Source organism: Pseudomonas sp. B20(2017) (genome assembly GCF_002113125.1).
Taxonomy (GTDB): Bacteria; Pseudomonadota; Gammaproteobacteria; order Pseudomonadales; family Pseudomonadaceae; genus Aquipseudomonas.
This window is the reverse complement of the sequence record NZ_NEJP01000023.1, coordinates 79,474-103,558: the sequence shown is the minus strand read 5'-3', so window position 1 is coordinate 103,558 and position 24,085 is coordinate 79,474. Positions and strand designations below refer to the sequence as shown.

At 60.9% G+C, this 24,085-nt stretch carries 19 protein-coding genes; 9 read left to right on the top strand and 10 right to left on the bottom strand.

The genetic code is table 11. The features are described 5' to 3' along the window. Positions 1-2,163, bottom strand: a 2,163-nt coding sequence (locus CAF63_RS26405) for a DUF6531 domain-containing protein (RefSeq protein ID WP_143492494.1), incomplete at its 3' end; no start/stop codon positions are given. 249 nt (positions 2,164-2,412) lie between these two features. Here CAF63_RS26405 and CAF63_RS26400 point away from each other — a divergent pair. Beyond that, a complete protein-coding gene (locus CAF63_RS26400; RefSeq protein WP_007960113.1) occupies positions 2,413-3,108 on the top strand; it encodes an HAD-IA family hydrolase in 696 nt (231 codons plus the stop codon). A 76-nt stretch (positions 3,109-3,184) separates the two neighbouring features. On the opposite strand, the gene CAF63_RS26395 is transcribed toward CAF63_RS26400, so the two are convergent. Further along, entirely contained in the window at positions 3,185-3,931 is a 747-nt protein-coding gene (locus tag CAF63_RS26395; protein ID WP_085690238.1) for a 3-oxoacyl-ACP reductase family protein, read from the bottom strand. Positions 3,932-4,056: 125 nt separating this feature from the next. Between CAF63_RS26395 and CAF63_RS26390 the strand changes: the two genes are divergently transcribed. Beyond that, positions 4,057-4,998: a LysR family transcriptional regulator gene (locus CAF63_RS26390; RefSeq protein WP_085690236.1), complete on the top strand. Its 942-nt coding sequence runs from the start codon at positions 4,057-4,059 to the stop codon at positions 4,996-4,998. Here CAF63_RS26390 and CAF63_RS26385 read toward each other — a convergent pair. The 3 genes from CAF63_RS26385 to CAF63_RS26375 form a co-directional block, all read right to left on the bottom strand. Continuing rightward, a complete protein-coding gene (locus CAF63_RS26385) occupies positions 4,967-5,695 on the bottom strand; it encodes an aspartate/glutamate racemase family protein (RefSeq protein ID WP_085690234.1) in 729 nt (242 codons plus the stop codon). The two genes, CAF63_RS26390 and CAF63_RS26385, sit on opposite strands and share 32 nt — an antisense overlap. Positions 5,696-5,749: 54 nt before the next feature. Next, complete coding sequence (locus CAF63_RS26380) at positions 5,750-7,294, bottom strand: NCS1 family nucleobase:cation symporter-1 (protein ID WP_085690232.1); 1,545 nt, start codon at positions 7,292-7,294, stop codon at positions 5,750-5,752. A gap of 579 nt (positions 7,295-7,873) precedes the next feature. Beyond that, complete coding sequence (locus tag CAF63_RS26375) at positions 7,874-8,608, bottom strand: phosphoadenylyl-sulfate reductase (protein ID WP_039769972.1); 735 nt, start codon at positions 8,606-8,608, stop codon at positions 7,874-7,876. A 163-nt stretch (positions 8,609-8,771) separates the two neighbouring features. On the opposite strand from CAF63_RS26375, the gene thrH reads away from it, so the two are divergent. Next, positions 8,772-9,389, top strand: a complete 618-nt coding sequence (thrH, locus tag CAF63_RS26370; protein ID WP_085690230.1) for a bifunctional phosphoserine phosphatase/homoserine phosphotransferase ThrH — start codon at positions 8,772-8,774, stop codon at positions 9,387-9,389. A gap of 133 nt (positions 9,390-9,522) precedes the next feature. On the opposite strand, the gene pabB is transcribed toward thrH, so the two are convergent. The 4 genes from pabB to CAF63_RS26345 form a co-directional block, all read right to left on the bottom strand. Next, entirely contained in the window at positions 9,523-10,866 is a 1,344-nt protein-coding gene (pabB, locus tag CAF63_RS26365) for an aminodeoxychorismate synthase component I (RefSeq protein WP_085690228.1), read from the bottom strand. A gap of 233 nt (positions 10,867-11,099) precedes the next feature. After that, positions 11,100-12,086 (bottom strand): alpha-L-glutamate ligase-like protein, encoded by a 987-nt coding sequence (locus tag CAF63_RS26355; RefSeq protein ID WP_085690223.1) that lies wholly within the window; start codon positions 12,084-12,086, stop codon positions 11,100-11,102. Next, complete coding sequence (locus CAF63_RS26350) at positions 12,086-13,621, bottom strand: inactive transglutaminase family protein (protein ID WP_007951967.1); 1,536 nt, start codon at positions 13,619-13,621, stop codon at positions 12,086-12,088. The genes CAF63_RS26355 and CAF63_RS26350 overlap by 1 nt, the downstream gene beginning before the upstream one ends. A gap of 5 nt (positions 13,622-13,626) precedes the next feature. Beyond that, the gene (locus tag CAF63_RS26345) at positions 13,627-14,163 is read right to left on the bottom strand and encodes an ATP-dependent zinc protease (RefSeq protein ID WP_085690221.1); all 537 of its coding nucleotides are present in this window, start codon (positions 14,161-14,163) and stop codon (positions 13,627-13,629) included. A gap of 300 nt (positions 14,164-14,463) precedes the next feature. Here CAF63_RS26345 and CAF63_RS26340 point away from each other — a divergent pair, with 300 nt between their 5' ends. The 6 genes from CAF63_RS26340 to prpD all read left to right on the top strand — a co-directional run bounded on the left by CAF63_RS26340 (position 14,464) and on the right by prpD (position 23,112). Then, positions 14,464-15,186, top strand: coding sequence for a GntR family transcriptional regulator (locus CAF63_RS26340; RefSeq protein ID WP_178081327.1), 723 nt, complete (start codon positions 14,464-14,466; stop codon positions 15,184-15,186). Further along, on the top strand, positions 15,183-16,076 hold the full coding sequence (gene prpB, locus CAF63_RS26335) for a methylisocitrate lyase (RefSeq protein ID WP_085690217.1): 894 nt from the start codon (positions 15,183-15,185) through the stop codon (positions 16,074-16,076). Before CAF63_RS26340 ends, prpB begins: the two co-directional genes overlap by 4 nt. Positions 16,077-16,223: 147 nt before the next feature. Next, the gene (prpC, locus tag CAF63_RS26330; protein WP_085690215.1) at positions 16,224-17,351 is read left to right on the top strand and encodes a 2-methylcitrate synthase; all 1,128 of its coding nucleotides are present in this window, start codon (positions 16,224-16,226) and stop codon (positions 17,349-17,351) included. 216 nt (positions 17,352-17,567) lie between these two features. Then, positions 17,568-20,162 carry a Fe/S-dependent 2-methylisocitrate dehydratase AcnD gene (acnD, locus tag CAF63_RS26325; protein WP_085690213.1) on the top strand — a complete coding sequence of 865 codons (2,595 nt, stop codon included), beginning with the start codon at positions 17,568-17,570 and terminating at the stop codon, positions 20,160-20,162. Positions 20,163-20,217: 55 nt separating this feature from the next. Continuing rightward, the gene (gene prpF, locus CAF63_RS26320; RefSeq protein ID WP_085690211.1) at positions 20,218-21,420 is read left to right on the top strand and encodes a 2-methylaconitate cis-trans isomerase PrpF; all 1,203 of its coding nucleotides are present in this window, start codon (positions 20,218-20,220) and stop codon (positions 21,418-21,420) included. Between the two features lie 207 nt (positions 21,421-21,627). Next, on the top strand, positions 21,628-23,112 hold the full coding sequence (gene prpD, locus CAF63_RS26315; protein ID WP_085690209.1) for a 2-methylcitrate dehydratase: 1,485 nt from the start codon (positions 21,628-21,630) through the stop codon (positions 23,110-23,112). Between the two features lie 134 nt (positions 23,113-23,246). Here the strand turns inward: prpD and CAF63_RS26310 are convergent, their stop codons facing one another. Then, positions 23,247-24,065, bottom strand: coding sequence for a pyruvate, water dikinase regulatory protein (locus CAF63_RS26310; protein ID WP_007951980.1), 819 nt, complete (start codon positions 24,063-24,065; stop codon positions 23,247-23,249). Positions 24,066-24,085 lie beyond the last annotated feature (20 nt).

The following is a 24,085-nucleotide window of genomic DNA, read 5'->3' as shown; positions in this document are numbered from 1 at the left end:
GTCATCGTGGACGTAGGTTTCCTCAGTCCCATCGACGTAATGCACCGTGACGCTGCCGGCGTCATCCCAGACGTAGCGCGTGTCCATCTGCGAAAACGACGCCCAATGCCGCACGCAGCGCGCCGCCTTGCCAGCACGCTCCCACTCCCAGAAGAAGCTCGCGCCACCGCTCAGTTGACGTTGCAGGATGACGTGCCGGTCGTCGTAGTCGTAACGCTCGGTCTCGCCGACCGCGTTCGACGCCTCGATCAATCGATGACGCGCATCAAAGCGGTAACTGGCCAGCGTCTGCTCGGTACGCCAGGCCGCCTCGCGCCAAACCTGATAATCGACCGCGACCAGATGCGCCCGCTCATAGCGCAACAACAAGGAACGGCCAGCGCCGTTATCCAGGCGCTGCACACGGTCGGAAAAATCCCGCTGCACCGTCAGACGATTGCCGTACGCATCGCTGATAGTGGTAAGACGCCCAGCCCGAAAGTGATAAAACCGCGCCGCGTCCCCCGCCAGCGCAACAATCAGCTCCTCCGGCTCATCCCCCAAAAAGATCGCCGCCCGCGACAAGCTGTTGTGAATCGCCGGACGCTCAACGCTCGGTAACGGAAACCGCGTGCGCCGGTTCTCATGGTCAACCCAGACCACGCCATCGCCATCAACTTCCAGCCGATGCGCCAGCGAATGACTCCAGCCAAACCCCAACCCGACATCAATCTCGGCCGCACTGGTGCGATACAACCGGCTGAACTCAAACGGCAGCAGCCCATCGAGCACGCCGTCAGTCAGCGTCAGCAGCTCTTCGCCGGTGACCATCGACACCGGACAGCCGTTGGTGCAGGTCAGCGGCGCACAATCGGCGCTGTCACCGTTGGGATTTTTCGCCTGATCCGAAGCGTCATCCCGAGGCTCATGCCGCTCCATTCGCGTCATGCCGTGGGACTTGTCACGCGCAACGGCCGCCGGATTGGGCACCGTCAGTACCTGCGCATCCGCCGTGCGAATCTCCAGCGGAATGGCAGGTGTCGGCCGCAGCGGTGCCGGATGTGCATTGACCACCAGCGGTTTCAAAACGCCCGCATGCCGGGTCAGATCGGGCGCCGAGGTCAGCTCCGCCAGCCGCAAGGCCGAAGCCGCCAGCCATTCCCGGGCGCGCGGCGACTTGATCTTGCCGAGCACCTTGGCGCTCAACCGCAGCGGCACCCCCATGCCCGCCGACACGCGCATCAACAGAAAACCGATCAGCAATTCAACCCGAACTTCAGCCACCACCTCGGCCAGATACTGCGGTGGCAGCATCTTCAGCCAACTGGTGAAGGCCGCCAGATGAATGAACAGCAGCGGTTCGTCGCTGAGCATCAGCAGGCCATTGGCGATGGCCTCGGAGGAGGCCTCGAGCAAGGCTTCCAGCTCGACGCTGGACAGGTATTGCAGAAGTTTTTCGCTGTTGGCCTGCAAGTCGGCGAGCAGGGCGAACAGCTGTTTCACGTCATCCCAGACGCCATTCAGCGCCGTTTCGAAACCGCGCCAGTCGGCTTGCTGCAACTGACCGTAACGCTCCAGAAAACCCGCGCTGGAAAACTCGGCCCATTGCGGTTGAAACCCGACCCATTCCTCACGTAACCATTTTTCCAGGCCATCGATAAGCCCCTGATACGAGGCATACAACGTCTGGATATGCGCGGTGGAAACATCGGGAAAGAAGGTGATGCGATAACGCTGGCCCCGGTCGCAGTCGCTGACCTCGAGAATGCCGCTGGGGCCAATGGTGTAACGCCGCGGCTCGCCAAAACCCAAAACGCCGTCGACATCGGAAATGACCGGTTCAAGGATCACCGGTGTGTCGCCGATCGGCACGAACCGCGCGGCTTCGAACATGTGTACCAGCGTCAGGGAGCCGCTGGCGGAACACATGGCCACGGAGGAACTGATGGGCTTGCGGCTGGCAACCGGTGCACTGAGCCGGACATCGTTGCCGACCTGGAACACTTGCTCGACAGCCAGCGCGGTGCCCGTCCAGAACTGCTCGGCCCAGGCGTCATAGTTATTGAGGCAAAGGCGAAACTCCTGAAACAGCTTTTCGACGTCGGGCTGATCAGGGTTCAGCGCAGCGACCACCAGCAAACCAATGCTGTTGTTCAGTTTCAGGAGTTGGTCAGATGGAAGCATTCGCAGTCACTCGCGCGCATCAGGGGAATGGCGCGAAACTTTGCGGGGGATCAAACAGGAAAGAAGTCAGCCGAGTAGGCGATGTCTGTAGGGCGATTCTCTAAATGTGCGGGAGGGCGTTCGGCGGACAACCGACATTGCCCGTTGCTCAACCTTGGCCGCGCTCGTTATGCTGCTGAACCCTTTAATCAGATCCGAGCAGCGGCGCTACCCGCGCCGCCCGGGATGTCTTTGATAACGGATCCGATGATGAATGCACCGCTGAAGGCGTTCGGCCCGATCAAGGCCGTGATTTTCGATATGGACGGTTTGCTGCTGGACACTGAAGGCATCTACACCGAGGTCACCTCGCTGATTGCCGAGCGTTACGGGCGCACCTTCGACTGGAGCATCAAGCAGAACATCATCGGCCGTGGCGCGGGCGACCTGGCGCGTTATGTGGTCGAGGCGCTGGACCTGCCGATCACCGCCGAAGAGTTTCTGGTGATTCGCGAGCCGCTGATGCGCGAGCGCTTTCCCACCGCGCAAGCGATGCCGGGCGCCGAGGAGCTGATCCGTCACCTCAAGGCGCACAACATTCCGATTGCGGTCGGCACCAGTTCATCGCGTCAGTCGTTCGGTCAGAAAACCACGTTGCACCGCGACTGGTTCGCGTTGTTCGACTTCATCGTCACCGCTGACGACCCGGAAGTCGGCGCCGCCAAGCCTGCGCCGGACATCTTCCTCACCGCCGCGCGCCGCCTGGGTGTAGCGCCGGAAGATTGCCTGGTGTTCGAAGACTCACCCTTCGGCGTGACGGCAGCGAAAGCAGCCGGCATGACCGCCATTGCCATTCCGGATGCCGCCATGGCCGATGAAAAATACGCACACGCCGACGGGATTCTTCGTACGTTGAAAGCGTTCACGCCGAGTGCATGCGGATTGCCGGCGCTCGACTGGGCCTGATCAAACCGCCGACATAAAAACGCCGCCCCTCTGTCAAAGGAGGGGCGGCGTTTTTCGTTATCGACCATCTGATCAATCAGGCGCCGAAACCACCATCGATGGTCAGGCTCGCACCGGTGATGTAACCGGCCTCCGGACTTGCCAGGTAGGCAACGAAGCTGGCGATCTCTTCGGCCTTGCCGTAGCGACCCACCGCCATCAATGGGATCAGGCTGTCGGCGAACTCGCCGTGAGCCGGGTTCATGTCGGTATCGACCGGGCCGGGCTGCACGTTGTTGATGGTGATGCCGCGTGGGCCGAGGTCGCGGGCCAGGCCTTTGGTCAGGCCGACCAGGGCGGACTTGCTCATCGCATACACGCCGCCACCGGCGAAGGGCATACGATCGGCGTTGGTGCTGCCGATGTTGATGATGCGCGAGCCTTCGCCCATGTGTTTGGCGGCTTCCTGGCTGGCGATGAACACGCTGCGTACGTTGATTGCCAGAGTCTGGTCGAAGTCTTCCAGTTTGAAGTCTTCCAGCGGCGCGACGGCCAACACACCGGCGTTATTGACCAGGATGTCGAGGCGGCCAAAGGTTTCGACAGTGGCGTTCACCGCGTTGCGGATGGCGCCGGCATCGGCGCTGTCAGCCTTGATCGCCAAGGCTTTGCCGCCGGTGGCGGTGATGCTGTTTTGCAGTTCTTCAGCCTTGGCGGCGGAGCTGACGTAGGTAAAGGCAACCGCGGCGCCTTCAGCGGCCAGGCGTTTGACGATGGCGGCACCGATGCCGCGAGAGCCGCCTTGAATCAGAGCGACTTTACCGCTGAGGTGGTGAGTGGTCATGTTCGATCTCCAGAAGTTTCAAGGCAGGCTGCCTTGGTGTGGTGTCGAGTATCTGCCCCCCGCCAATAGGCGGGTAGACCGTGGTTGCTATAGTCTGTGTAAACCAAAAGTTTAGAGTGGTGGCCATGGAAACCTTCAGCAGTATCGAATGCTTTGTGCGCAGCGCCGAAGTCGGCAGCTTTGCCGAGGCTGCGCGCCGCCTGAGCTTGACACCGGCCGCCGTGGGTAAAAGCGTGGCGAAACTGGAAGCGCGCCTCGGCGTGAGGCTGTTCCAGCGTAGCACTCGAAGATTGACCCTGACGGAGGCGGGGCAATTGTTTCTGAGTGAGGTCAGCGGCAGTCTGACCACCATCCAGAACGCGGTGAACAATCTGGCCAGCGCCGGCGGCCAACCGGCGGGTACGCTGAAAGTAAGCATGGGCACGGTGTTCGGCCGTTTGTACATCGTGCCGTTGCTGGGGGAGTTCCTGAAAAGATTTCCGGCAATCAACCCGGACTGGCACTTTGATAACCGACAGGTCGATCTGATCGGCCAGGGTTTCGATGCGGCGATTGGCGGAGGCTTCGAACTGCCCCAAGGCGTGGTGGCGCGCAGGCTGACACCGGCGCATCGGGTGTTGGTGGCTTCCAAGGATTATCTGGATTGGCACGCGCCGATCAGCGAGCCGGATGACCTCAAGTTGCACGACGGCATCCTGATCCGCTCACCGCAAACCGGGCGTGTGCGCTCCTGGCAGTTGACGCATCGCACCCGGCAACACAGCCCGCTGACCCTCAAGGCACGAATGACCATGAGTGATTCCGAAGCCGCCTGCGCCACGGCGGCGCAGGGGTTGGGGATTGCGCTGGTGAGTATGCCGTTTGCTGTCGGCTATTTAGAGACGGGGACTTTGCAGCGGGTCCTGCCGGACTGGTACGTCGACGACGGCAACATTTCCATCTATTACGCCGAACACAAACTGCTGCCGGGCAAGACCCGGGCGTTCGTCGATTTTGTCATCGAGCAGTTTTCAACCCTGGGCCTTGCCGAACGGTTCAACGCGCAAAACGAGCTGGCCAGCCGATGATGGTTTTCGGACGCGGCGTCGCATACGTGCGCACCTTGGATGTCGACAGCCCCAGTCGCACCAGCGATTCGGCGATGGTCACGGCCGCAGTGACGCCATCCACCACCGGCACTCCGGTGCGCTGACGGATCTTCTCGTCGAGCCCGGCCATGCCGCCGCAACCCAGGCAAATCACTTCGGCTTTATCCTGAGTCACCGCCAGTTCCGCCTGATGCACGATCGCTTCCAGCGCCCGCTGCGGCTCGTGTTCCAGTTCCAGAACCGCCAGGCCACTGGCGCGTACCGAGGCGCAGCGGTCCCACAGGCCGGACAGTTTCAGCCGATCCTCGATCAGCGGCACCGTGCGATCCAGCGTAGTGACCACCGAATAGGCGTGGCCGAGGAACATCGCGGTACTGGCCGCCGCATCGGTGATGTCCACCACCGGCACGTTGAGCAATTCCTGTAAACCTTCGCGACCGTGCTCGCCGTAGCCGGCCTGAATCACCGCGTCGAACGGCTGGTCGTAGGACATCACCCGGTCCATCACGGCGATGGCGGCCAGATAACTTTCGAAATTGCCCTCGACGGAATCGGCTCCGAAATGCGGCGTCAGGCCGATAATCTCGGTGCCGGGCGAGGCGACAGCCTGCGCCGAACGGGCGATGGCCTGGGTGATGGATTCGGTGGTGTTGACGTTGACCACGAGAATTCGCATGGGAAGTCCTTATTTCGGTTGGTTCTGCGGCCCCGCGAAGGGCCGCCAAAAGATTCAGTGGCTGACGTTGTCGACGGCGATGGCTTCACCGTCGACATCGGCGTAGTGCGGCTGGCGTTTGGCGATGATCAGATAGAGCATCCCGGCAATGCCGGCGCCGATCAGCCAGGAGAACGGCGATACGCTGTGGAAGCCCGGCACCAGCGCCAGGACGATGGCAATCAACGCGGCCGGAATGAACGCCGCCACGGCCCGCAGGTTGACCCCGCGGCTGTAGTAATACGCGCCGTTCGGGTTTTCACTGTACAACTGCGGCACGTGGATCCGGCCTTTGCGGATCAGCCAGTAGTCGACCATGATCACGCCGTACAACGGGCCGAGCAGGGCGCCGAGGCCGGACAGGAAATACACGATCACCAGCGGGCTGTTGTAGAGATTCCACGGCAGGATCAGCACGGCAATCGTTGCGCTGATCAGCCCGGCGCGGCGGAAGGTCAGGTATTTCGGCGCCAGGTTGCTGAGCACGAAGGCTGGGGCGACGAAGTTGGCCATGATGTTCACCGCCACGGTGACGATCAGGAACGCCAGGCAGCCGAGCACCAGAAAGAACGTGTTGGGGATCGACGCGATGATCTCGGTCGGGCTTTCGATGATCCGGCCGTTGATCTGAAATTGCGCACCGCACAGCAGGACGGTGATCCCGGCGAACACCAGAATATTGACCGGCAGGCCCCAGAAGTTTCCGATCTTGATCGTCTTGCGGCACGGTGAAGAACGGGCGAAGTCGCAGAAGTTGAGAATCAGCGTCCCGTAGATCGCCAGCCACAAGGCGCCGCCGGCAAAGATGTTGCGCCACATCTCGCCGCCGGTCAGCGGTTCGCGGATTGACCAGGCGATGGTCGCGTTGGCCTGGGTGTACATCCACGCGGCGAGGCAGGCGACGGTCAGCAGAATCACCGGCCCGGCGAAGGCTTCGTAGCGGCGGACCATTTCCATGCCGTAGGCGAGGATCGCCAGCTGCACGAACCAGATCGCAACGAAACACACCCAGCCCAGGCTCGACAGGCCGAGGATCGAGTTGTGGTCGTAATCGGCGAATCCGGGATGGATCGCCGTGAGCAACACGCGAAACACCACCGACGCCAGGTACGTCTGAATGCCGAACCAGGCGATGGCGATAACCGCCCGGATCAATGCAGGAATCTGTGCCCCGTGAATACCGAAACTGATCCGGCTGATGACCGGAAACGGCACGCCGGTTTTCTGCCCCATGTAGCCGGACAGGTTCATGAAGAAATACACCAGCGCCGCGCCGATCCCCAGCGACAGCAGAATCTGCCAGCCGCCCAGACCCAGGGCGTACAGACCGATGGCAAACGAGTAGTTGGCGATGTTGTGCACATCGTTGGTCCACAGGGCGAAGATGCTGTATTTGCCCCAGCGCCGTCCTTCGACCCTGGTCGGTGCGAGGTCACTGTTGTGCAGACGCGGGCTCAGTTGCAGCGGTTCGGTGATGCCGTCACCGGGCACTGAGTGGTCGAGGGTTGAAGAGGCAGGCAGATTCAGCGCGATGTTGTTGTTCGAAAGACTCGTACGCATTCCGGCAGGCTCCTGATGTTCGGGCCGCGATGACTGTGCATGAGCCGTCAGGCTCGACAAATCTTCGTCGCGGCGGTGAAGCATCACTGGTTACGGGGCATCTGCAGCCTGTACGGGATAGGGCGCTTCAGGCTTGCGGATCGAAAGTGTGGGTTCATGTTTTGCGGTTTTGTATACAAAACATGTATGCACTAAAGCCAGATCTGTGCCAGTCCGCGATCTATGAAAACGACCGCTGATTTCGAAAAGTTATTGAAGAGTGCCAAGTCGTTGAAATACGGGCGATATAAATTGACCGTTCGAACAGGTATTTATTTTTCGGGAGGAATTTTTGCGGGCGTCTGGAGGGAGTGCTTCTGGAGCTTGATGTAACTTTTCAGGGCGCAGAAACGAAAAGTGCACACATAAATGGCACCGATGGTGACAATCCTGTGTACATGTTTTTTCATGGCACCACAAAGCAGATGTGGGAGCGGGCTTGCTCGCGAAGGCGTCCTTCCAGTCAACAGATCCAGTGACTGGCAGACCGCTTTCGCGAGCAAGCCCGCTCCCACAGGGGGACATTATTGGGGCAGAGACTTAGGCCTTACTGATGATATTCCCGGCATGCAACCCGCATTCTTTCTGGGTCGCTTCTTCCCACCACCAGCGACCTTCGCGCTCGTGCTGGTTCGGCAGGACAGGGCGGGTGCACGGTTCGCAGCCGATGCTGATGAAACCGCGCTCATGCAGGCTGTTGTACGGCAGCTCCAGCATGCGGATGTAGCCCCAGATTTCCTCGCTGGTCATCTGCGCCAGCGGGTTGAACTTGTACAGGGTGCGCTCCGGGGTGGAGAACGCTGTATCGATTTCCATCACCGCCACGGCGCTGCGGGTGCCTGGGCTTTGATCGCGACGCTGGCCGGTGGCCCAGGCTTTGACGTCGGACAGCTTGCGGCGCAGCGGCTCGATCTTGCGGATGCCGCAGCATTCGCCGTGGCCGTCCTTGTAGAAACTGAACAGGCCTTTTTCCTTCACGAACGGTTCAAGTTTCGTGTAGTCCGGCGAGACCAGTTCGATGTCGATCTTGTAGTGCTCGCGCACCTGATCGATGAAGCGGTAGGTTTCCGGGTGCAGGCGACCGGTGTCGAGACTGAACACCTTGACGTTCTTGTTCAGCTTCCAGGCCATGTCCACCAGCACCACATCCTCGGCGCCGCTGAAAGATATCCACAGGTCATCGCCGAACTCGGCGAACGCGAGTTTGAGGATGTCCTGCGCGGATTTGTTGGCATAGGTCGTGGCGAGTTCCACGACGTCGAACGTTGGGCTCATCAGGGCGGCTTCCTACAGGTCGGTGGCGCTGGGCGCTCTATATGGCGGCGATGGTAACAAAAAGCAACGCCCGCCGGGGCGGCCTCTGCGTTGCGCGGTCCAGGTCGAGCCGCTAGAGTTCGGGCTCGCTCGACTCAATAAACATTACAAACGGGAGTGTCTTGTGGAAATCGCCTGTCTTGATCTTGAAGGGGTGCTGGTGCCGGAAATCTGGATCGCCTTCGCCGAAAAAACCGGAATCGAATCGCTCAAGGCCACCACCCGGGACATTCCCGACTACGACGTGCTGATGAAACAGCGCCTGCGCATCCTCGACGAACATGGCCTGAAGCTTTCGGACATCCAGGAAGTGATCGCCACCCTCAAGCCGCTGGACGGCGCGGTGGAGTTCGTCAACTGGCTGCGCGAGCGGTTTCAGGTGGTGATTCTGTCGGACACGTTCTACGAGTTTTCCCAGCCGCTGATGCGTCAGCTGGGCTTTCCGACCTTGCTCTGTCACCGACTGATCACCGATGACAGCGGGCGGGTGACCAGTTACCAGTTGCGTCAGAAAGATCCGAAACGTCAGTCGGTCCTGGCCTTCAAGGGCCTGTATTACCGAGTGATTGCGGCGGGGGATTCCTACAACGACACCAGCATGCTGGGCGAAGCGGATGCGGGGATTCTGTTCCATGCACCGGATAACGTGATTCGCGAGTTTCCGCAATTTCCGGCGGTGCATACGTTTGCAGAGTTGAAGCAGGAGTTTCTCAAAGCCTCGAACCGCGACCTGTCCCTGTAATCACATTCCTTGATCGTTCCCATGCTACGCGTGGGAATGCCGCTATGGACGCTCCGCGTCCACTGTGACGCAGAGCGTCACGGGATGCATTCCCACGCAGAGCGTGGGAACGATCAACGTAGGGCGCTTCTAGTTAAAGGGTTTGCAGGGTTTCGAGCAGTACTCTGACCTTGGTGATCGACTCCTGATACTCCGCCTGCCAGTCTGAATCGGCGACGATCCCGCCACCGCCCCAGCAACACACCTGCCCATCCTTCACCAGCAGACTGCGAATGGCGATGGAGCTGTCCATCTCGCCACGCACGTCCAGATACAGCAAAGAACCGCAATACAACCCACGTCGGGTCGGCTCCAGCTCGTCGATGATCTGCATCGCACGAATCTTCGGTGCGCCGGTGATCGAGCCGCCGGGGAAGCTGCCGGCGATCAGGTCCAGAGCGTCGCGATCTTCCGCCAGTTCACCGGTCACGCTGCTGACCAGGTGATGCACGTTCGGATAGCTTTCCAGACTGAACAACTCCGGCACCCGCACCGAGCCGATGCGGCAGGTGCGGCCCAGGTCGTTACGCAGCAGGTCGACGATCATCAGGTTTTCCGCGCGATCCTTCGGGCTGGCCAGCAGTTCGGCGGCGTTCGCCGCATCTTCGGTCGGGGTCGCGCCACGGGGGCGGGTGCCCTTGATCGGGCGGGTTTCCACCTGACGCTGGCTGACTTTGACGAAACGCTCGGGCGACAGGCTTAGTACTGCGTTGCCGTCGGGCAGGCTCTGGAATCCGGAAAACGGCGTCGGGCATGCTTCGCGCAGTTTGCAGTAGGCCAGCCATGGATCACCCTGGCACGGCGCGCGGAAACGCTGGGCGAAGTTGACCTGATAGCAGTCGCCGGCCTGGATGTAATGCTGGATACGCTCGAACGCCTGACGGTATTCAATGGCCGAGAGATCGGCTGCCATCGGGCTGTTCAGCTTGAACGGGGTCAGCTCAGTGCCCGCCGGTTGGCTGAACACGTCGATCAACCGCTGTTTCTCGCTGGCGCTGACCGAAGGGTGGAACACCAGTTGGCTGGTTGCCGATTGGTGGTCACTGATCAAGGCCCAGTCGTACAGACCAAATCGCGCATCGGGTAATTGCAGGTCATCCCGGGCCTGACTCGGCAGGTTTTCCAGATGCCGGCCGAAGTCGTAGCTCAGGTAGCCGATCAGGCCGCCGGCGAAGGGCAGCTCGTACCCGTCGGGCAATTGCGCGTCACCCAAACGGGTCAGATTGTCCCGCAGACGTTGCAGGAAATCTTCCCCGCGCTCGTCCGGCAATATCGCCAGCTGTTCCAGCGGCCAGGCACTGAGCAGGTCATAACGGCCACGGTCGGCACTCGGCCGGCCACTGTCGAGCAGCACGGCGCCCGGCGCATGGCGGACGGCCGCAAAATAGTCGGCGGGGTTGGCGCGGTAGGGCAGCGGGTGTACGGAACAGGTCAACATGGGCGGGGCAGATCGGCCATCGAGGCGGGGTGGGGATTGTAGTCCCCTCCGGGAATTGCTCCTAGAGGGGATGTCGGGGATTGGCAGATTGGCGGCAGGTATCGCGCTCGATCCACTTGATCGTTCCCACGCTCCGCGTGGGAATGCATCCCGTGACGCTCCGCGTCACAGTGGACGCGGAGCGTCCATGGCAGCGTTACCACGCAGAGCGTGGGAACGATCGTCGTGAGCTGTCAGCCCTCGACCGCCGGAATATGCCCAAACAACTCCTGAGCAAACGCCACGCGTTCTTCAACCGACTCCGTCACCCCACGCGCCTTGAGGTCTTCCAGATGCGCTTCCACCGCATGGGTGCGCAACGTCAGCCCGCAGTCGTTGGCAATCTGGATATTCAGCCCCGGCCGCGCATTCAGCTCCAGAATCAGCGGGCCTTTCTCCTGGTCCAGCACCATGTCCACGCCGATGTAACCCAGACCGCACAGCTCATAACAACCGGCCGCGAGCTTCATGAAACCGTCCCAGTAGGGCAGTTGCACGCCGTCCACCGCGTTGGTGGTGTCGGGGTGTTTGGTGATGATGTTGTTCAGCCAGGTGCCGCGCAGGGTCAGACCGGTGGCCAAGTCGACGCCGACGCCGATGGCGCCCTGGTGCAGGTTGGCCTTGCCCCCGGACTGACGGGTCGGCAGCCGCAGCATCGCCATCACCGGGTAGCCCATCAGCACGATGATGCGAATATCCGGCACGCCTTCGTAGCTGATGCTCTTGAAGATCTGGTCCGGCGTGACCCGATATTCGATCAGCGCCCGGTCGCGGTGGCCGCCCAGCGAATACAGGCCGGTGAGGATGCTGGAGATATGATGCTCAAGCTCTTCGTGGGCAATGATCTTGCCCGACACCGTGCGATAGCGGCCCTCGAAGCGGTCGGCAACAACAATGATGCCGTCACCGCCAGCGCCCTGGGCCGGCTTGATCACGAAGTCGTTGCGCCCGCCGATGATCTCGCCGAGCTTGTCGATTTCCTTCTCCGTAGAAATCACGCCATACAGTTCCGGCACATGAATGCCGGCCTTGATCGCGCGTTCCTTGGTGATGATCTTGTCATCGACGATCGGGTACAGGCTGCGCTTGTTGTACTTGAGCACGTAGTCCGCGTTACGCCGATTGATGCCCATGATGCCCCGGGCTTCCAGGGCCTTCCAGGTCTTCCAGAAACCGAACATCAGGCGTCAGCCTTCTTCAGGAAAGCCTTGAAACGCACGAGTTCAGTCAGGCGATAACCGCGATAGCGACCCATGGCCAGCATGAAGCCCACCAGAATCAGCAGGATCGCCGGGAAGGTGAACACGAAGTACACCAGCTCTGGAACGGTCATGATCAGGTGCGCCAAAGAGGCCGCGAACAGCGTGCCGATCGCCACTTTCATGGCATGGCTGGCGCCGCGTTCTTCCCAGGTGATCGACAGGCGTTCGATGGTCATGGTCAGAATCACCATCGGGAACAGCGCCACCGACAGGCCACGCTCCAGACCGAGCTTGTGACTGAACAGGCTGATCGCGGCGATCAGCACCACCACGAAGGTCAGTACCACCGACAGGCGCGGCAGCATTTGCAGCTTCAAGTGTTCCAGGTACGAGCGCAGCGATAAGCCAAGCGCGGTGATCACGGTAAACAGCAGGATGCCGAAGCCCAGCTGCGTCTCGCGGAAGGCCAGGGCGATCAGCACCGGTGTGAACGTGCCCAGGGTCTGCAGGCCGATCAGGTTGCGCAGAATCAGGATCACCAGCACGCCGATCGGGATCATCACCATGATCATGAAGGTCTGCTGGGTTTGCAGCGGCAGGCCGTACAGCGAGTATTCAAGGAAGTTGGCGTCGGTGTTTTCGTCGGTCAGCTTGGCCAGACGAATCGCGTTCATCTCGCTGTTGTTCAGGCTGAAGGTCACGTTGGCTTTCTTGCCGCCGTCGACGGTGATCAGGTTTTCATCACCGCTCCACCACAGCAGGCGGTCGGTCGGCAGGCCTTGCTCGCCGGTTTCCGGGTTGAAGTACAGCCAGTCGGTGCCGTTGAAGCTGCGCAGCCACAGTTCAGGGGTTTGCGGCTGATCGGCGACGAGGCGGATGGTGTGGACTTTCTCCACCGGCACGTGGGCGATGGACAGCAGCAGTTCGACGATTTTGGCTTTGTGCGGCGTCGACGGATCGCCGGCCAGCAGCAGTTTCACGTTGTCGTCGTTGACGTTGTTGACGCGTTTGATCGCTTCGCCAATGAAGGTCTCGACGTCGGCGGAGTGTTGACGGATCGGGGCGAGCAGGGCTTCGGCGGCGATCTTTTCCGGGCCTTCGATGGCCATGCTGTCACGGAACGTCGGGCCCTTGATCTTGGTTTTTTCAGCGGTGTAACGCTTGGTCAGCACCAGACGGTAATAAAGGGTCTGGTTGCCCTTGGCCCGGCGTGCCGACCACGTGACCTTGCGGTTGCCGTCGACCCGGTTGACCGCCACGCCGTAATTGTTGGAGATAAAGCTTTCATTGAGGCTGACGTAATCGCGGCTCAGGGGCGGCACGAACATCTGGATCTTCACCGGATCCTTGGTGCTGGCGACGAACTCGACCTTGGCGTCGATGTTCCACAAGTCGTCGGTGGCGTCTTCGGTCACCGGAATGCCGAGCACGAAAATCTGATAGGCCGTAACCGAAACGCCCAGCAACACCAGGATGGTGATCAAGACTTTCAGGTGGAAGGTTAGAGAACGCATGGAAATTACTCGGCGGTATGAGCGGCGATGGTGCAGGCGGGTTTGCCGGCAGCGTATTTAAGACTGGGATCGACCAGCGCATCGAAGCGTTTCAGCGCCTCGGAGCCAATCAAAAGCGGGTATTGGAACGCACTACGGTCGGTCAGGTTCACTTCGATGCTGCGCATTGCCGAACCCATGCAGATGTCCAGCTCGATCACCGGGCGGGCGGTGTACTTCTTGCCTTCTTCCGGGTCGTAGTCGCCGGCGCGGCGCTTGATCTTGCTGACTCGGGCCAGCGGCCGTTCGATCGGGTGCGAATGCGCGGCGTCGATGGCCAGGTAGAAACGTACCCAGGACTCGCCGTTGCGTTTGAAGCGTTTGATGTCGCGGGCGCTCAGGGAGGCGGTTTTCGCCCCGGTGTCGAGTTTCGCCGCCACTTCGAGGTTGATCCCGTCGAGGGCAGCGTATTCGTTGAGGCCGTACACGGTCTTTTCCCCCGCCGCAGCAAGGCCGGGCAGGCAAAACAATGCAAAGAATGTGGGGAAGGGCTTGAGTCTCATAAATCCTGGCGAGCAGCGTTCCGTTCTCGGTTCAGGGCCATGGCATCAGGAAATCCTGTCTGCCCATGCGCCTTCGTGTGCCTATCAGCTTTTTATGACAAGCCGTGCAAATGACTCGCAAATGCGGGCGGCATTCTAGCACGGTGGTTTTATGGCGCCAGCGTCGGGACCGGTCTATAACCCTTGGGGTTGATGCGAAGGCTTGTTAGACGATTGTCGACAATCTCGATTTATCCTTTGACTGATGCGGGTTGATTCGCTAATTTTTGCCGCATTGGATTTAAAGGTGTCGACAATATGCTGGATCAACTCGATCCCCCGGTGATCAGCGGCGACGATTCCGAGACGCTCTCGGAAAACGTCTTCCGACGCATCCAGGCGGCCATCGTCAAAGGCGAGATCGCCCCGGGCAGCAAGATCTCCGAGCCGGAACTGGCGCGCACCTATGGCATCAGCCGTGGGCCGCTGCGCGAAGCGATCCATCGTCTGGAAGGCCAGCGCCTGCTGGTGCGCGTACCACACGTCGGTGCGCGGGTGGTGTCGCTGAGCCATGCCGAATTGCTCGAACTCTACGAAATCCGCGAATCCCTCGAAGGCATGGCCTGCCGTCTGGCGGCCGAACGCATGAGCCTCGAAGAAATCGACGAACTGCGCCGGGTGCTGGAAACCCATGAGCGCGACGCGGCGTTTCAGGCCGGCGTCGGTTACTACCAACAGGAAGGCGACTTCGACTTCCACTACCGGATCATCCAGGGCAGCGGCAACCGCACCCTCACGCAAATGCTCTGCGGCGAGCTCTATCAACTGGTGCGCATGTACCGCATCCAGTTTTCCACCACGCCCAACCGCCCGCGCCAGGCCTTTGCCGAACACCACCGGATTCTCGATGCCATCGCCGACCGTGACGGCGAGCTCGCGGAATTGTTGATGCGCCGTCACATCGGCGCCTCGAAACGCAACATCGCCCGTCACTACCAGGACGGCGCCGACAATAAGACAGCCACTGAACGAGGTGAGTCATGAGTTCCAACAAGAGCACTCCAGGCCAGCGTTTCCGCGATGCGGTCGCCAGCGAACATCCGCTGCAAGTGGTCGGAGCGATCAACGCCAACCACGCGCTGCTGGCCAAGCGCGCCGGTTTCAAGGCGATCTACCTGTCGGGTGGCGGGGTGGCTGCCGGCTCCCTCGGCGTGCCGGACCTGGGCATCACCGGCCTGGATGACGTGCTGACCGACGTGCGCCGCATCACCGACGTCTGCGACCTGCCGCTGCTGGTGGACGTGGACACCGGTTTCGGCGCCTCGGCGTTCAACGTGGCGCGCACCGTCAAGTCGATGATCAAGTTCGGCGCGGCGGCGATTCACATTGAAGACCAGGTTGGCGCCAAGCGCTGCGGTCACCGTCCTAACAAAGAGATCGTGACCCAGCAGGAAATGGTCGACCGCATCAAGGCCGCCGTCGATGCCCGCACCGACGACAGCTTTGTGATCATGGCCCGCACCGATGCTCTGGCCGTTGAGGGTCTGGAATCGGCACTGGATCGCGCCGCCGCGTGCATCGAGGCTGGCGCCGACATGATCTTCCCGGAAGCCATCACTGAGCTTGAAATGTACAAGCTGTTCGCCAGTCGCGTGAAAGCGCCGATCCTGGCCAACATCACCGAATTCGGCTCGACGCCGCTGTACACCATCGAGCAACTGGCCGGCGCCGACGTGTCGCTGGTGCTGTACCCGCTGTCGGCGTTCCGCGCGATGAACAAGGCCGCGGAAAACGTCTACACCGCGATCCGCCGCGACGGCACCCAGCAGAATGTCATCGACACCATGCAGACTCGCATGGAGCTTTACGATCGCATCGATTACCACACCTTCGAGCAGAAGCTCGACGCGTTGTTTGCACAAAAGAAAGGCTGAATAAATCCCCTGTGGGAGCGAGCCCGCTCGCGATGGGCGTTAACGATAACGCGGTGTTCCTGATGTGCCGAGGTGTTCCTGCCACCTTCGCGATCAGGCTCGCTCCCACATGTTTCCCCTACAAATTCAAGAAAATTGGAGACAACGATGGCCGAAGCAAAAGTACTCAGTGGCGCCGGGCTCCGGGGCCAGGTTGCCGGGCAAACCGCACTGTCCACCGTGGGCCAGGCCGGTGCCGGGCTGACCTATCGCGGCTACGACGTGCGCGAACTGGCGGCAGACGCACAATTTGAAGAAGTGGCGTACCTGCTGCTCTACGGAGAACTGCCGACCAAGGCACAGCTCGCCGACTACCAGAACAAACTCAGCAAGCTGCGCGACCTGCCGCAAGCGCTGAAAGAAGTGCTGGAACGCATCCCCGCCGATGCCCACCCGATGGACGTGATGCGCACCGGTTGCTCGTTCCTGGGCAACATCGAGCCGGAGAAAGACTTCTCCGAGCAACGCGACAAGACCGATCGTCTGCTGGCCGCGTTCCCGGCGATCATGTGCTACTGGTATCGCTTCAGCCACGACGGCAAACGCATCAATTGCGTGACGGACGAGCAGTCCATCGGCGGCCACTTCCTGCACCTGCTGCACGACAAGAAGCCGAGCGAGCTGCACGTCAAAGTGATGAACGTCTCGCTGATCCTTTACGCCGAGCACGAATTCAACGCCTCGACCTTCACCGCTCGGGTGTGTGCTTCGACCCTGTCCGATCTGTACTCGTGCATCACGGCAGCCATCGGCTCGTTGCGCGGCCCGCTGCACGGCGGTGCCAACGAGGCGGCGATGGAAATGATCGAGCGCTTCTCGTCGCCGGAAGAGGCGATCAAGGGCACCCTCGGCATGCTTGAACGCAAAGACAAGATCATGGGCTTCGGCCACGCGATCTATAAGGACAGCGATCCGCGCAACGAGGTGATCAAGGGCTGGTCAAAAAAACTCGCCGACGAAGTGGGCGACAAGGTGTTGTTCGCGGTTTCGGAAGCCATCGACAAGACCATGTGGGAGCAAAAGAAACTGTTCCCCAACGCTGACTTCTACCATGCCTCGGCGTACCACTTCATGGGCATCCCGACCAAGCTGTTCACGCCGATCTTCGTCTGCTCGCGCCTGACCGGCTGGGCAGCGCACGTGTTCGAACAGCGCGCCAACAACCGCATCATCCGTCCAAGCGCCGAGTACACCGGCGTCGAACAGCGCAAGTTCGTGCCAATCGAACGTCGCTGAATGGTGGGCTGAGCTGGAGCTTGAGAGCACCGATAAACCCTGTGGGAGCGAGCTTGCTCGCGATGACGGACAGACATTCAACAAAGATGTCGACTGATACACCGCTATCGTCGGAACGCCGCCCGGAGCAAGCTCGCTCCCACAGTGGAGTGTGGTGAGTTCGAAGGCTGCGTCAGGCCCCACCTTTTTGTTATCACCGTGACCGAGTCCTGACCGATGAACACAGAATTTCGCAAGAACCTGCCCGGCACGCCGCTGGACTTTTTCGACGTCCGCGCGGCTGTCGATGCGATCCAGCCCGGCAGCTACGACACCCTGCCGTACACCTCTCGCGTGCTGGCGGAAAACCTCGTGCGTCGCTGCGACCCGGCCACGCTCACCGATTCCCTGAAACAACTGATCGAGCGCAAACGCGACCTCGACTTCCCGTGGTTCCCGGCCCGCGTGGTGTGCCACGACATTCTCGGCCAGACCGCGCTGGTGGATCTGGCCGGCCTGCGCGACGCCATTGCACAACAGGGCGGCGACCCGGCGCAGGTCAACCCGGTAGTGCCGACCCAACTGATCGTCGACCATTCGCTGGCGGTGGAGGCGGGCGGTTTTGACAAGCAGGCGTTCGAAAAGAACCGCGCCATCGAAGACCGTCGCAACGAAGACCGCTTCCACTTCATCAACTGGACCAGGAAGGCGTTCAAGAACGTCGACGTGATCCCGCCGGGCAACGGCATCATGCATCAGATCAACCTGGAGAAAATGTCCCCGGTGATCCAGGTGCGCGACGGCGTGGCATTCCCGGATACCTGCGTCGGCACCGACAGCCACACCCCGCACGTCGATGCGCTGGGCGTGATCGCCATCGGTGTCGGTGGGCTTGAAGCCGAGAGCGTGATGCTTGGCCGCGCGTCGTGGATGCGCCTGCCGGAAAGCGTCGGCGTCGAACTGACCGGCAAGCTGCAACCGGGTATCACCGCCACCGACATGGTGCTGGCGCTGACCGAGTACCTGCGCAAACAGAAAGTGGTCGGCGCATGGCTGGAGTTCTTCGGTGAAGGTGCTAGCGCGTTGACCCTCGGCGACCGCGCCACCATCTCCAACATGGCCCCGGAATACGGCGCCACGGCGGCGATGTTCTACATCGACCAGCAGACCATCGACTACCTGAAACTGACCGGTCGTGAAGACCAGCAAGTGCAGCTCGTCGAGCAATATGCCAAGCAGATCGGCCTGTGGGCTGACAGCCTGAAAGGGGCGCAATACGAGCGCGGCCTGACCTTCGATCTGTCTTCTGTGGTGCGCAACATGGCCGGCCCGAGCAACCCGCACGCCCGTGTGGCGGTGTCGGATCTGGCGGCCAAAGGTATCGCCGGCCAGTGGGAAGACGTGCCGGGGCAAATGCCCGACGGCGCAGTGATCATCGCGGCCATCACCAGTTGCACCAACACCAGCAATCCGCGCAACGTGATTGCCGCCGGCCTGCTGGCGCGCAATGCCAACAAGCTCGGGCTGACCCGCAAGCCGTGGGTCAAGTCGTCGCTGGCGCCGGGTTCGAAAACCGTGGCGCTGTACCTCGATGAAGCGGGGCTGACCACGGAGCTGGAGCAACTCGGTTTCGGCGTCGTCGCGTTTGCCTGCACAACCTGCAACGGCATGTCCGGGGCGCTGGATCCGGTGATTCAACAAGAAATCATCGACCGCGATCTGTACGCCACCGCTGTACTGTCCGGCAACCGCAACTTCGACGGGCGGATTCACCCGTATGCCAAACAGGCGTTCCTCGCTTCGCCGCCGCTGGTGGTGGCCTACGCGATTGCCGGGACCATCCGTTTCGACATCGAAAAAGATGTGCTCGGCGTGGTCGACGGCAAGGAAATCCGCCTGAAAGACATCTGGCCGAGCGATGAAGAAATCGACGCGGTGGTGAAATCCTCGGTCAAGCCTGAGCAGTTCCGTCAGGTCTACATTCCGATGTTCGCCGTCCATGAAGACACCGGCCCGAAAGTCACGCCGCTGTACGACTGGCGCGAAATGAGCACCTACATCCGCCGTCCTCCGTACTGGGAAGGTGCGCTGGCCGGGGCGCGGCCGCTCAAGGGCATGCGCCCGCTGGCGGTGCTGCCGGACAACATCACCACCGATCACCTGTCGCCGTCGAACGCGATCATGCTCGACAGCGCCGCCGGCGAATACCTGGCGAAAATGGGCCTGCCGGAAGAGGACTTCAACTCTTACGCGACCCATCGGGGCGACCACCTGACCGCGCAGCGTGCGACCTTCGCCAACCCGAAACTGTTCAACGAAATGGTGGTGGAAAACGGCAAGGTCAAGCAGGGTTCGCTGGCGCGCGTTGAGCCGGAAGGCAAAGTGATGCGCATGTGGGAAGCCATCGAAACCTACATGGAGCGCAAGCAGCCGCTGATCATCATCGCCGGCGCCGACTACGGCCAGGGTTCGTCCCGCGACTGGGCGGCCAAAGGCGTGCGTCTGGCGGGTGTGGAAGCGATTGTCGCCGAAGGTTTCGAGCGCATTCACCGCACCAACCTGGTGGGCATGGGCGTGTTGCCGCTGGAATTCAAACCGGGTACTGACCGCAAGACCCTGGGCATCGACGGCAGCGAAACCTACGACGTGATCGGTGAGCGCACGCCGCGCGCCGACCTGACGCTGGTGATCCATCGCAAGAACGGCGAGCGTGTCGAAGTGCCGGTGACCTGCCGCCTCGACACCGCCGAAGAAGTGTCGATCTACGAGGCTGGCGGCGTGTTGCAACGCTTCGCTCAGGACTTCCTCGAAGAGTCGGCGGTTGCCGTTTAATCAAGTCAGGCGACCAAGGGATGATGAGTCCCTTGGTCACTTTTGAGGAGCACTCATGGCTCACGCAGCTAATTTCGCACCGCAGATCAAAATCCCCGCCACCTACATGCGCGGCGGCACCAGCAAAGGCGTGTTTTTCAGCCTGAAAGATCTACCCGAAGCCGCGCAGATTCCCGGCCCGACCCGCGACGCGCTATTGCTGCGGGTAATCGGCAGCCCCGACCCGTACGACAAACAGATCGACGGCATGGGCGGCGCCACTTCGAGCACCAGCAAAACCGTGATCCTGTCGAAAAGCATCAAGGCCGATCACGACGTCGATTACCTGTTCGGTCAGGTGTCCATCGACAAGCCTTTCGTGGACTGGAGCGGCAACTGCGGCAACCTGTCGGCAGCGGTCGGTTCGTTCGCCATCAGCAATGGCCTGGTGGACGCCAGCCGCATTCCGCACAACGGCGTGGCGGTGGTTCGCGTGTGGCAGGCCAATATCGGCAAAACCATCATTGCCCACGTGCCGATCACCAATGGCGAAGTCCAGGAAACCGGTGATTTCGAACTCGACGGCGTGACCTTTCCGGCGGCCGAAGTCCAAGTCGAATTCCTGGACCCGGCGGCGGAAGAAGAGGGCGGCGGTGGCTCGATGTTCCCCACCGGCAACCTGATCGATGAGCTGGAAGTGCCGGGCGTCGGCACGCTCAAAGCGACGATGATCAACGCGGGTATCCCGACGATTTTCGTCAACGCCGAAGACATTGGTTACACCGGGACCGAATTGCAGAACGCGATCAACAGCGACCCGAAAGCGTTGCAGATGTTCGAGACCATTCGCGCTTACGGTGCTTTGCGCATGGGGCTGATTTCCAATCTGGATGAAGCGGCCAAGCGTCAGCACACGCCGAAAGTGGCCTTCGTCGCCAAACCTGCTGATTACGTGGCCTCGAGTGGCAAGGCGATTGGCGCCGGGGATGTGGATTTGCTGGTGCGGGCGTTGTCGATGGGCAAGTTGCACCACGCGATGATGGGGACGGCGGCGGTGGCGATTGGCACCGCAGCAGCCATCTCGGGCACTTTGGTGAACCTGGCGGCTGGCGGTGTTGAACGCAATGCGGTGCGTTTTGGACATCCGTCCGGGACGTTGCGCGTCGGGGCTGAAGCGAGTCTGGAAAACGGTGAGTGGGTTGTGAAGAAAGCGATCATGAGCCGTAGCGCCCGCGTGCTGATGGAGGGCTACGTGCGCATCCCCGGAGATTCTTTCTGACGTAATACAGATCCAAATGTGGGAGCGGGCTTGCTCGCGAAAGCGGTGTATCAGGCAACATCAACGCTGGATATGCCGGCCGGCAAATCGAATCGTCGCACCGCCGCTCCCACAGGTTCTGTATTTCAACAATAAGAATGGTTTAAAACCAAGACTCAGCCTGAACCGAGGTCCCATCAACGAACCACTTTGAAGAGTGAATCGAACATGAGCGCCAACGTCGACCTGAACAACCGCCCCGACTACGACCGTGTCCTGCAGGACATCGCCGATTACGTCCTCACCTACAAAATCGAATCCACCGAAGCCCTCGACACCGCCCGCAACTGCCTGATGGACACCTTGGGCTGCGGCCTGCTGGCCCTGCGTTTCCCTGAATGCACCAAACACCTTGGCCCCATCGTCGAAGGCACCGTCGTCCCATTCGGCGCACGAGTCCCGGGCACGTCCTGGCGCCTCGACCCGGTGAAAGCCGCGTGGGACATCGGCTGCATCGTGCGCTGGCTCGATTACAACGACACCTGGCTCGCCGCCGAGTGGGGGCATCCGTCGGACAATCTCGGCGGGATTCTCGCGGTGGCCGATCACCTGTCGCAAAAGCGTCTGGCCAATGGCGAGGCGCCGCTGACGGTGCGCGATGTGCTTGAAGCGATGATCATGGCCCACGAGATTCAGGGCGTGATTGCCCTGGAAAACTCCTTCAACCGCGTAGGACTCGATCACGTCATTCTGGTGAAAGTCGCCTCGACTGCCGTGACCGCCAAACTGATGGGCGCCAACCGTGAGCAGCTGTTATCCGCGTTGTCCCATGCGTTCGCCGATGGTCAGGCATTGCGTACTTACCGCCATGCGCCGAACGCCGGTTCGCGAAAATCCTGGGCGGCAGGGGATGCATCGAGCCGGGGCGTGCGGCTCGCGGATATCGCGATGCGTGGAGAAATGGGGATTCCCGGCGTCTTGAGCGCCAGACAATGGGGCTTTTACGACGTTTTGTTCAGCCACACCAACAACGACCTGGCGCTCAAGCCCGAAGACAGACGCACCTTCAGTTTCTCGCGGCCCTTCGGCAGTTACGTGATGGAAAACGTGTTGTTCAAGATCAGCTTCCCGGCAGAGTTCCACGCACAAACCGCCTGCGAAGCCGCCGTGACCCTGCACCCGCAGGTGCGCAATCGTCTGCATGAGATCGACCGGATCGTCATCACCACCCACGAATCGGCGATCCGCATTATTTCCAAGGTCGGGCCGCTGGCCAACGCCGCCGACCGCGATCACTGCCTCCAGTACATGACCGCCGTGCCGCTGGCGTTCGGCAATCTGGTGGCCGAGCAGTACGAGGATGATTTCCACAAGGCCCATCCGGTCATCGATGTGCTGCGCGAGAAAATGGTCATCGTCGAAGATCCGCGTTTCACCCGCGAATATCTGGAAGCCGACAAGCGCTCGATTGCCAACGCGGTGCAGGTGTTTTTCAAGGACGGTTCGAGCACGGAAAACGTGGTGGTGGAGTACCCGATCGGGCATCGCCGGCGCCGCGCCGAGGGCATTCCATTGCTGGAGGACAAATTCCGGGCAAATCTGGCCACCCGTTTCACCGGGCAGCGCAGCGGGGAGATTCTGGTGTTGTGCAAGGATCAGGCGCGGCTTGAAGCCACGCCGGTGAACAAATTTGTCGATTTGTTTGTGATCTGAGAGACCGCGTTATCGTTCTTCGCGGGCAAGCCACGCTCCCACAGGGTTTTGTGTCGGATGCAATTTTTGCAAACGCCACGACACCTGTGGGAGCCGGGCTTGCCCGCGAAGGCATCAGATCAGACACCGCTGAGCTATTTGAAGCGCCGCTCGACGCCTTTTTCCACGAGAATCTTCGCGGAAATCTCTTCCACTGAAAAATGCGTGGAGTTGATGTTCGGGATGTTCTCGCGGCGAAACAGGTTTTCCACCTCGCGCACTTCGAACTCGCACTGGGCGTAGCTCGAATAACGGCTGTTGGGTTTGCGTTCGTTGCGGATCGCGGTGAGGCGGTCCGGGTCGATGGTCAGGCCGAACAGCTTGTGCTGGTGGGCGCGCAGGGCTGCCGGCAGTTGCAGGCGTTCCATGTCGTCTTCGGTCAGCGGGTAGTTGGCCGCGCGGATGCCGAACTGCATCGCCATGTACAGACACGTCGGCGTCTTACCACAACGCGACACGCCCACTAGTATCAGGTCGGCCTTGTCGTAATAGTGCGTGCGGGCGCCGTCGTCGTTGTCGAGGGCGAAGTTCACCGCCTCGATCCGCTCCATGTAATTGGAGTTGTGACCGATGGAGTGGGACTTGCCGACGGTGTAGGAAGAGTGCTCGGTCAGTTCCTGTTCGAGCGGGGCGAGAAACGTCGAGAAGATGTCGATCATGAAACCATTGGAGGTTGCGAGAATCTCACGAATGTCTTGATTGACGATGGTGTCGAAGATGATCGGCCGGAAACCGTCGGTTTCAGCGGCTTTGTTGATTTGTTGTACCATGGCCCGCGCTTTTTCAACGCTGTCGATGTACGGTCGCGTGAATTTGCTGAAGGTAATGTTTTCGAACTGCGCCAGAAGGCTTTGACCCAGGGTTTCGGCGGTGATGCCGGTGCCATCGGAGATAAAGAAAGCAGATCGTTTCATTTGCACCTTGGGCCTTAAGC

What these genes read in the sequence shown, in the direction of transcription:
- CAF63_RS26400 (WP_007960113.1), top strand. Translation starts at nt 2,413, where the DNA reads ATGAATGCACCGCTGAAGGCGTTCGGCCCGATCAAGGCCGTGATTTTC.
- CAF63_RS26395 (WP_085690238.1), bottom strand. Translation starts at nt 3,931, where the DNA reads ATGACCACTCACCACCTCAGCGGTAAAGTCGCTCTGATTCAAGGCGGC.
- CAF63_RS26390 (WP_085690236.1), top strand. Translation starts at nt 4,057, where the DNA reads ATGGAAACCTTCAGCAGTATCGAATGCTTTGTGCGCAGCGCCGAAGTC.
- CAF63_RS26385 (WP_085690234.1), bottom strand. Translation starts at nt 5,695, where the DNA reads ATGCGAATTCTCGTGGTCAACGTCAACACCACCGAATCCATCACCCAG.
- CAF63_RS26380 (WP_085690232.1), bottom strand. Translation starts at nt 7,294, where the DNA reads ATGCGTACGAGTCTTTCGAACAACAACATCGCGCTGAATCTGCCTGCC.
- CAF63_RS26375 (WP_039769972.1), bottom strand. Translation starts at nt 8,608, where the DNA reads ATGAGCCCAACGTTCGACGTCGTGGAACTCGCCACGACCTATGCCAAC.
- pabB (WP_085690228.1), bottom strand. Translation starts at nt 10,866, where the DNA reads ATGTTGACCTGTTCCGTACACCCGCTGCCCTACCGCGCCAACCCCGCC.
- CAF63_RS26355 (WP_085690223.1), bottom strand. Translation starts at nt 12,086, where the DNA reads ATGTTCGGTTTCTGGAAGACCTGGAAGGCCCTGGAAGCCCGGGGCATC.
- CAF63_RS26350 (WP_007951967.1), bottom strand. Translation starts at nt 13,621, where the DNA reads ATGCGTTCTCTAACCTTCCACCTGAAAGTCTTGATCACCATCCTGGTG.
- CAF63_RS26345 (WP_085690221.1), bottom strand. Translation starts at nt 14,163, where the DNA reads ATGAGACTCAAGCCCTTCCCCACATTCTTTGCATTGTTTTGCCTGCCC.
- prpB (WP_085690217.1), top strand. Translation starts at nt 15,183, where the DNA reads ATGAGTTCCAACAAGAGCACTCCAGGCCAGCGTTTCCGCGATGCGGTC.
- prpC (WP_085690215.1), top strand. Translation starts at nt 16,224, where the DNA reads ATGGCCGAAGCAAAAGTACTCAGTGGCGCCGGGCTCCGGGGCCAGGTT.
- acnD (WP_085690213.1), top strand. Translation starts at nt 17,568, where the DNA reads ATGAACACAGAATTTCGCAAGAACCTGCCCGGCACGCCGCTGGACTTT.
- prpF (WP_085690211.1), top strand. Translation starts at nt 20,218, where the DNA reads ATGGCTCACGCAGCTAATTTCGCACCGCAGATCAAAATCCCCGCCACC.
- prpD (WP_085690209.1), top strand. Translation starts at nt 21,628, where the DNA reads ATGAGCGCCAACGTCGACCTGAACAACCGCCCCGACTACGACCGTGTC.
- CAF63_RS26310 (WP_007951980.1), bottom strand. Translation starts at nt 24,065, where the DNA reads ATGAAACGATCTGCTTTCTTTATCTCCGATGGCACCGGCATCACCGCC.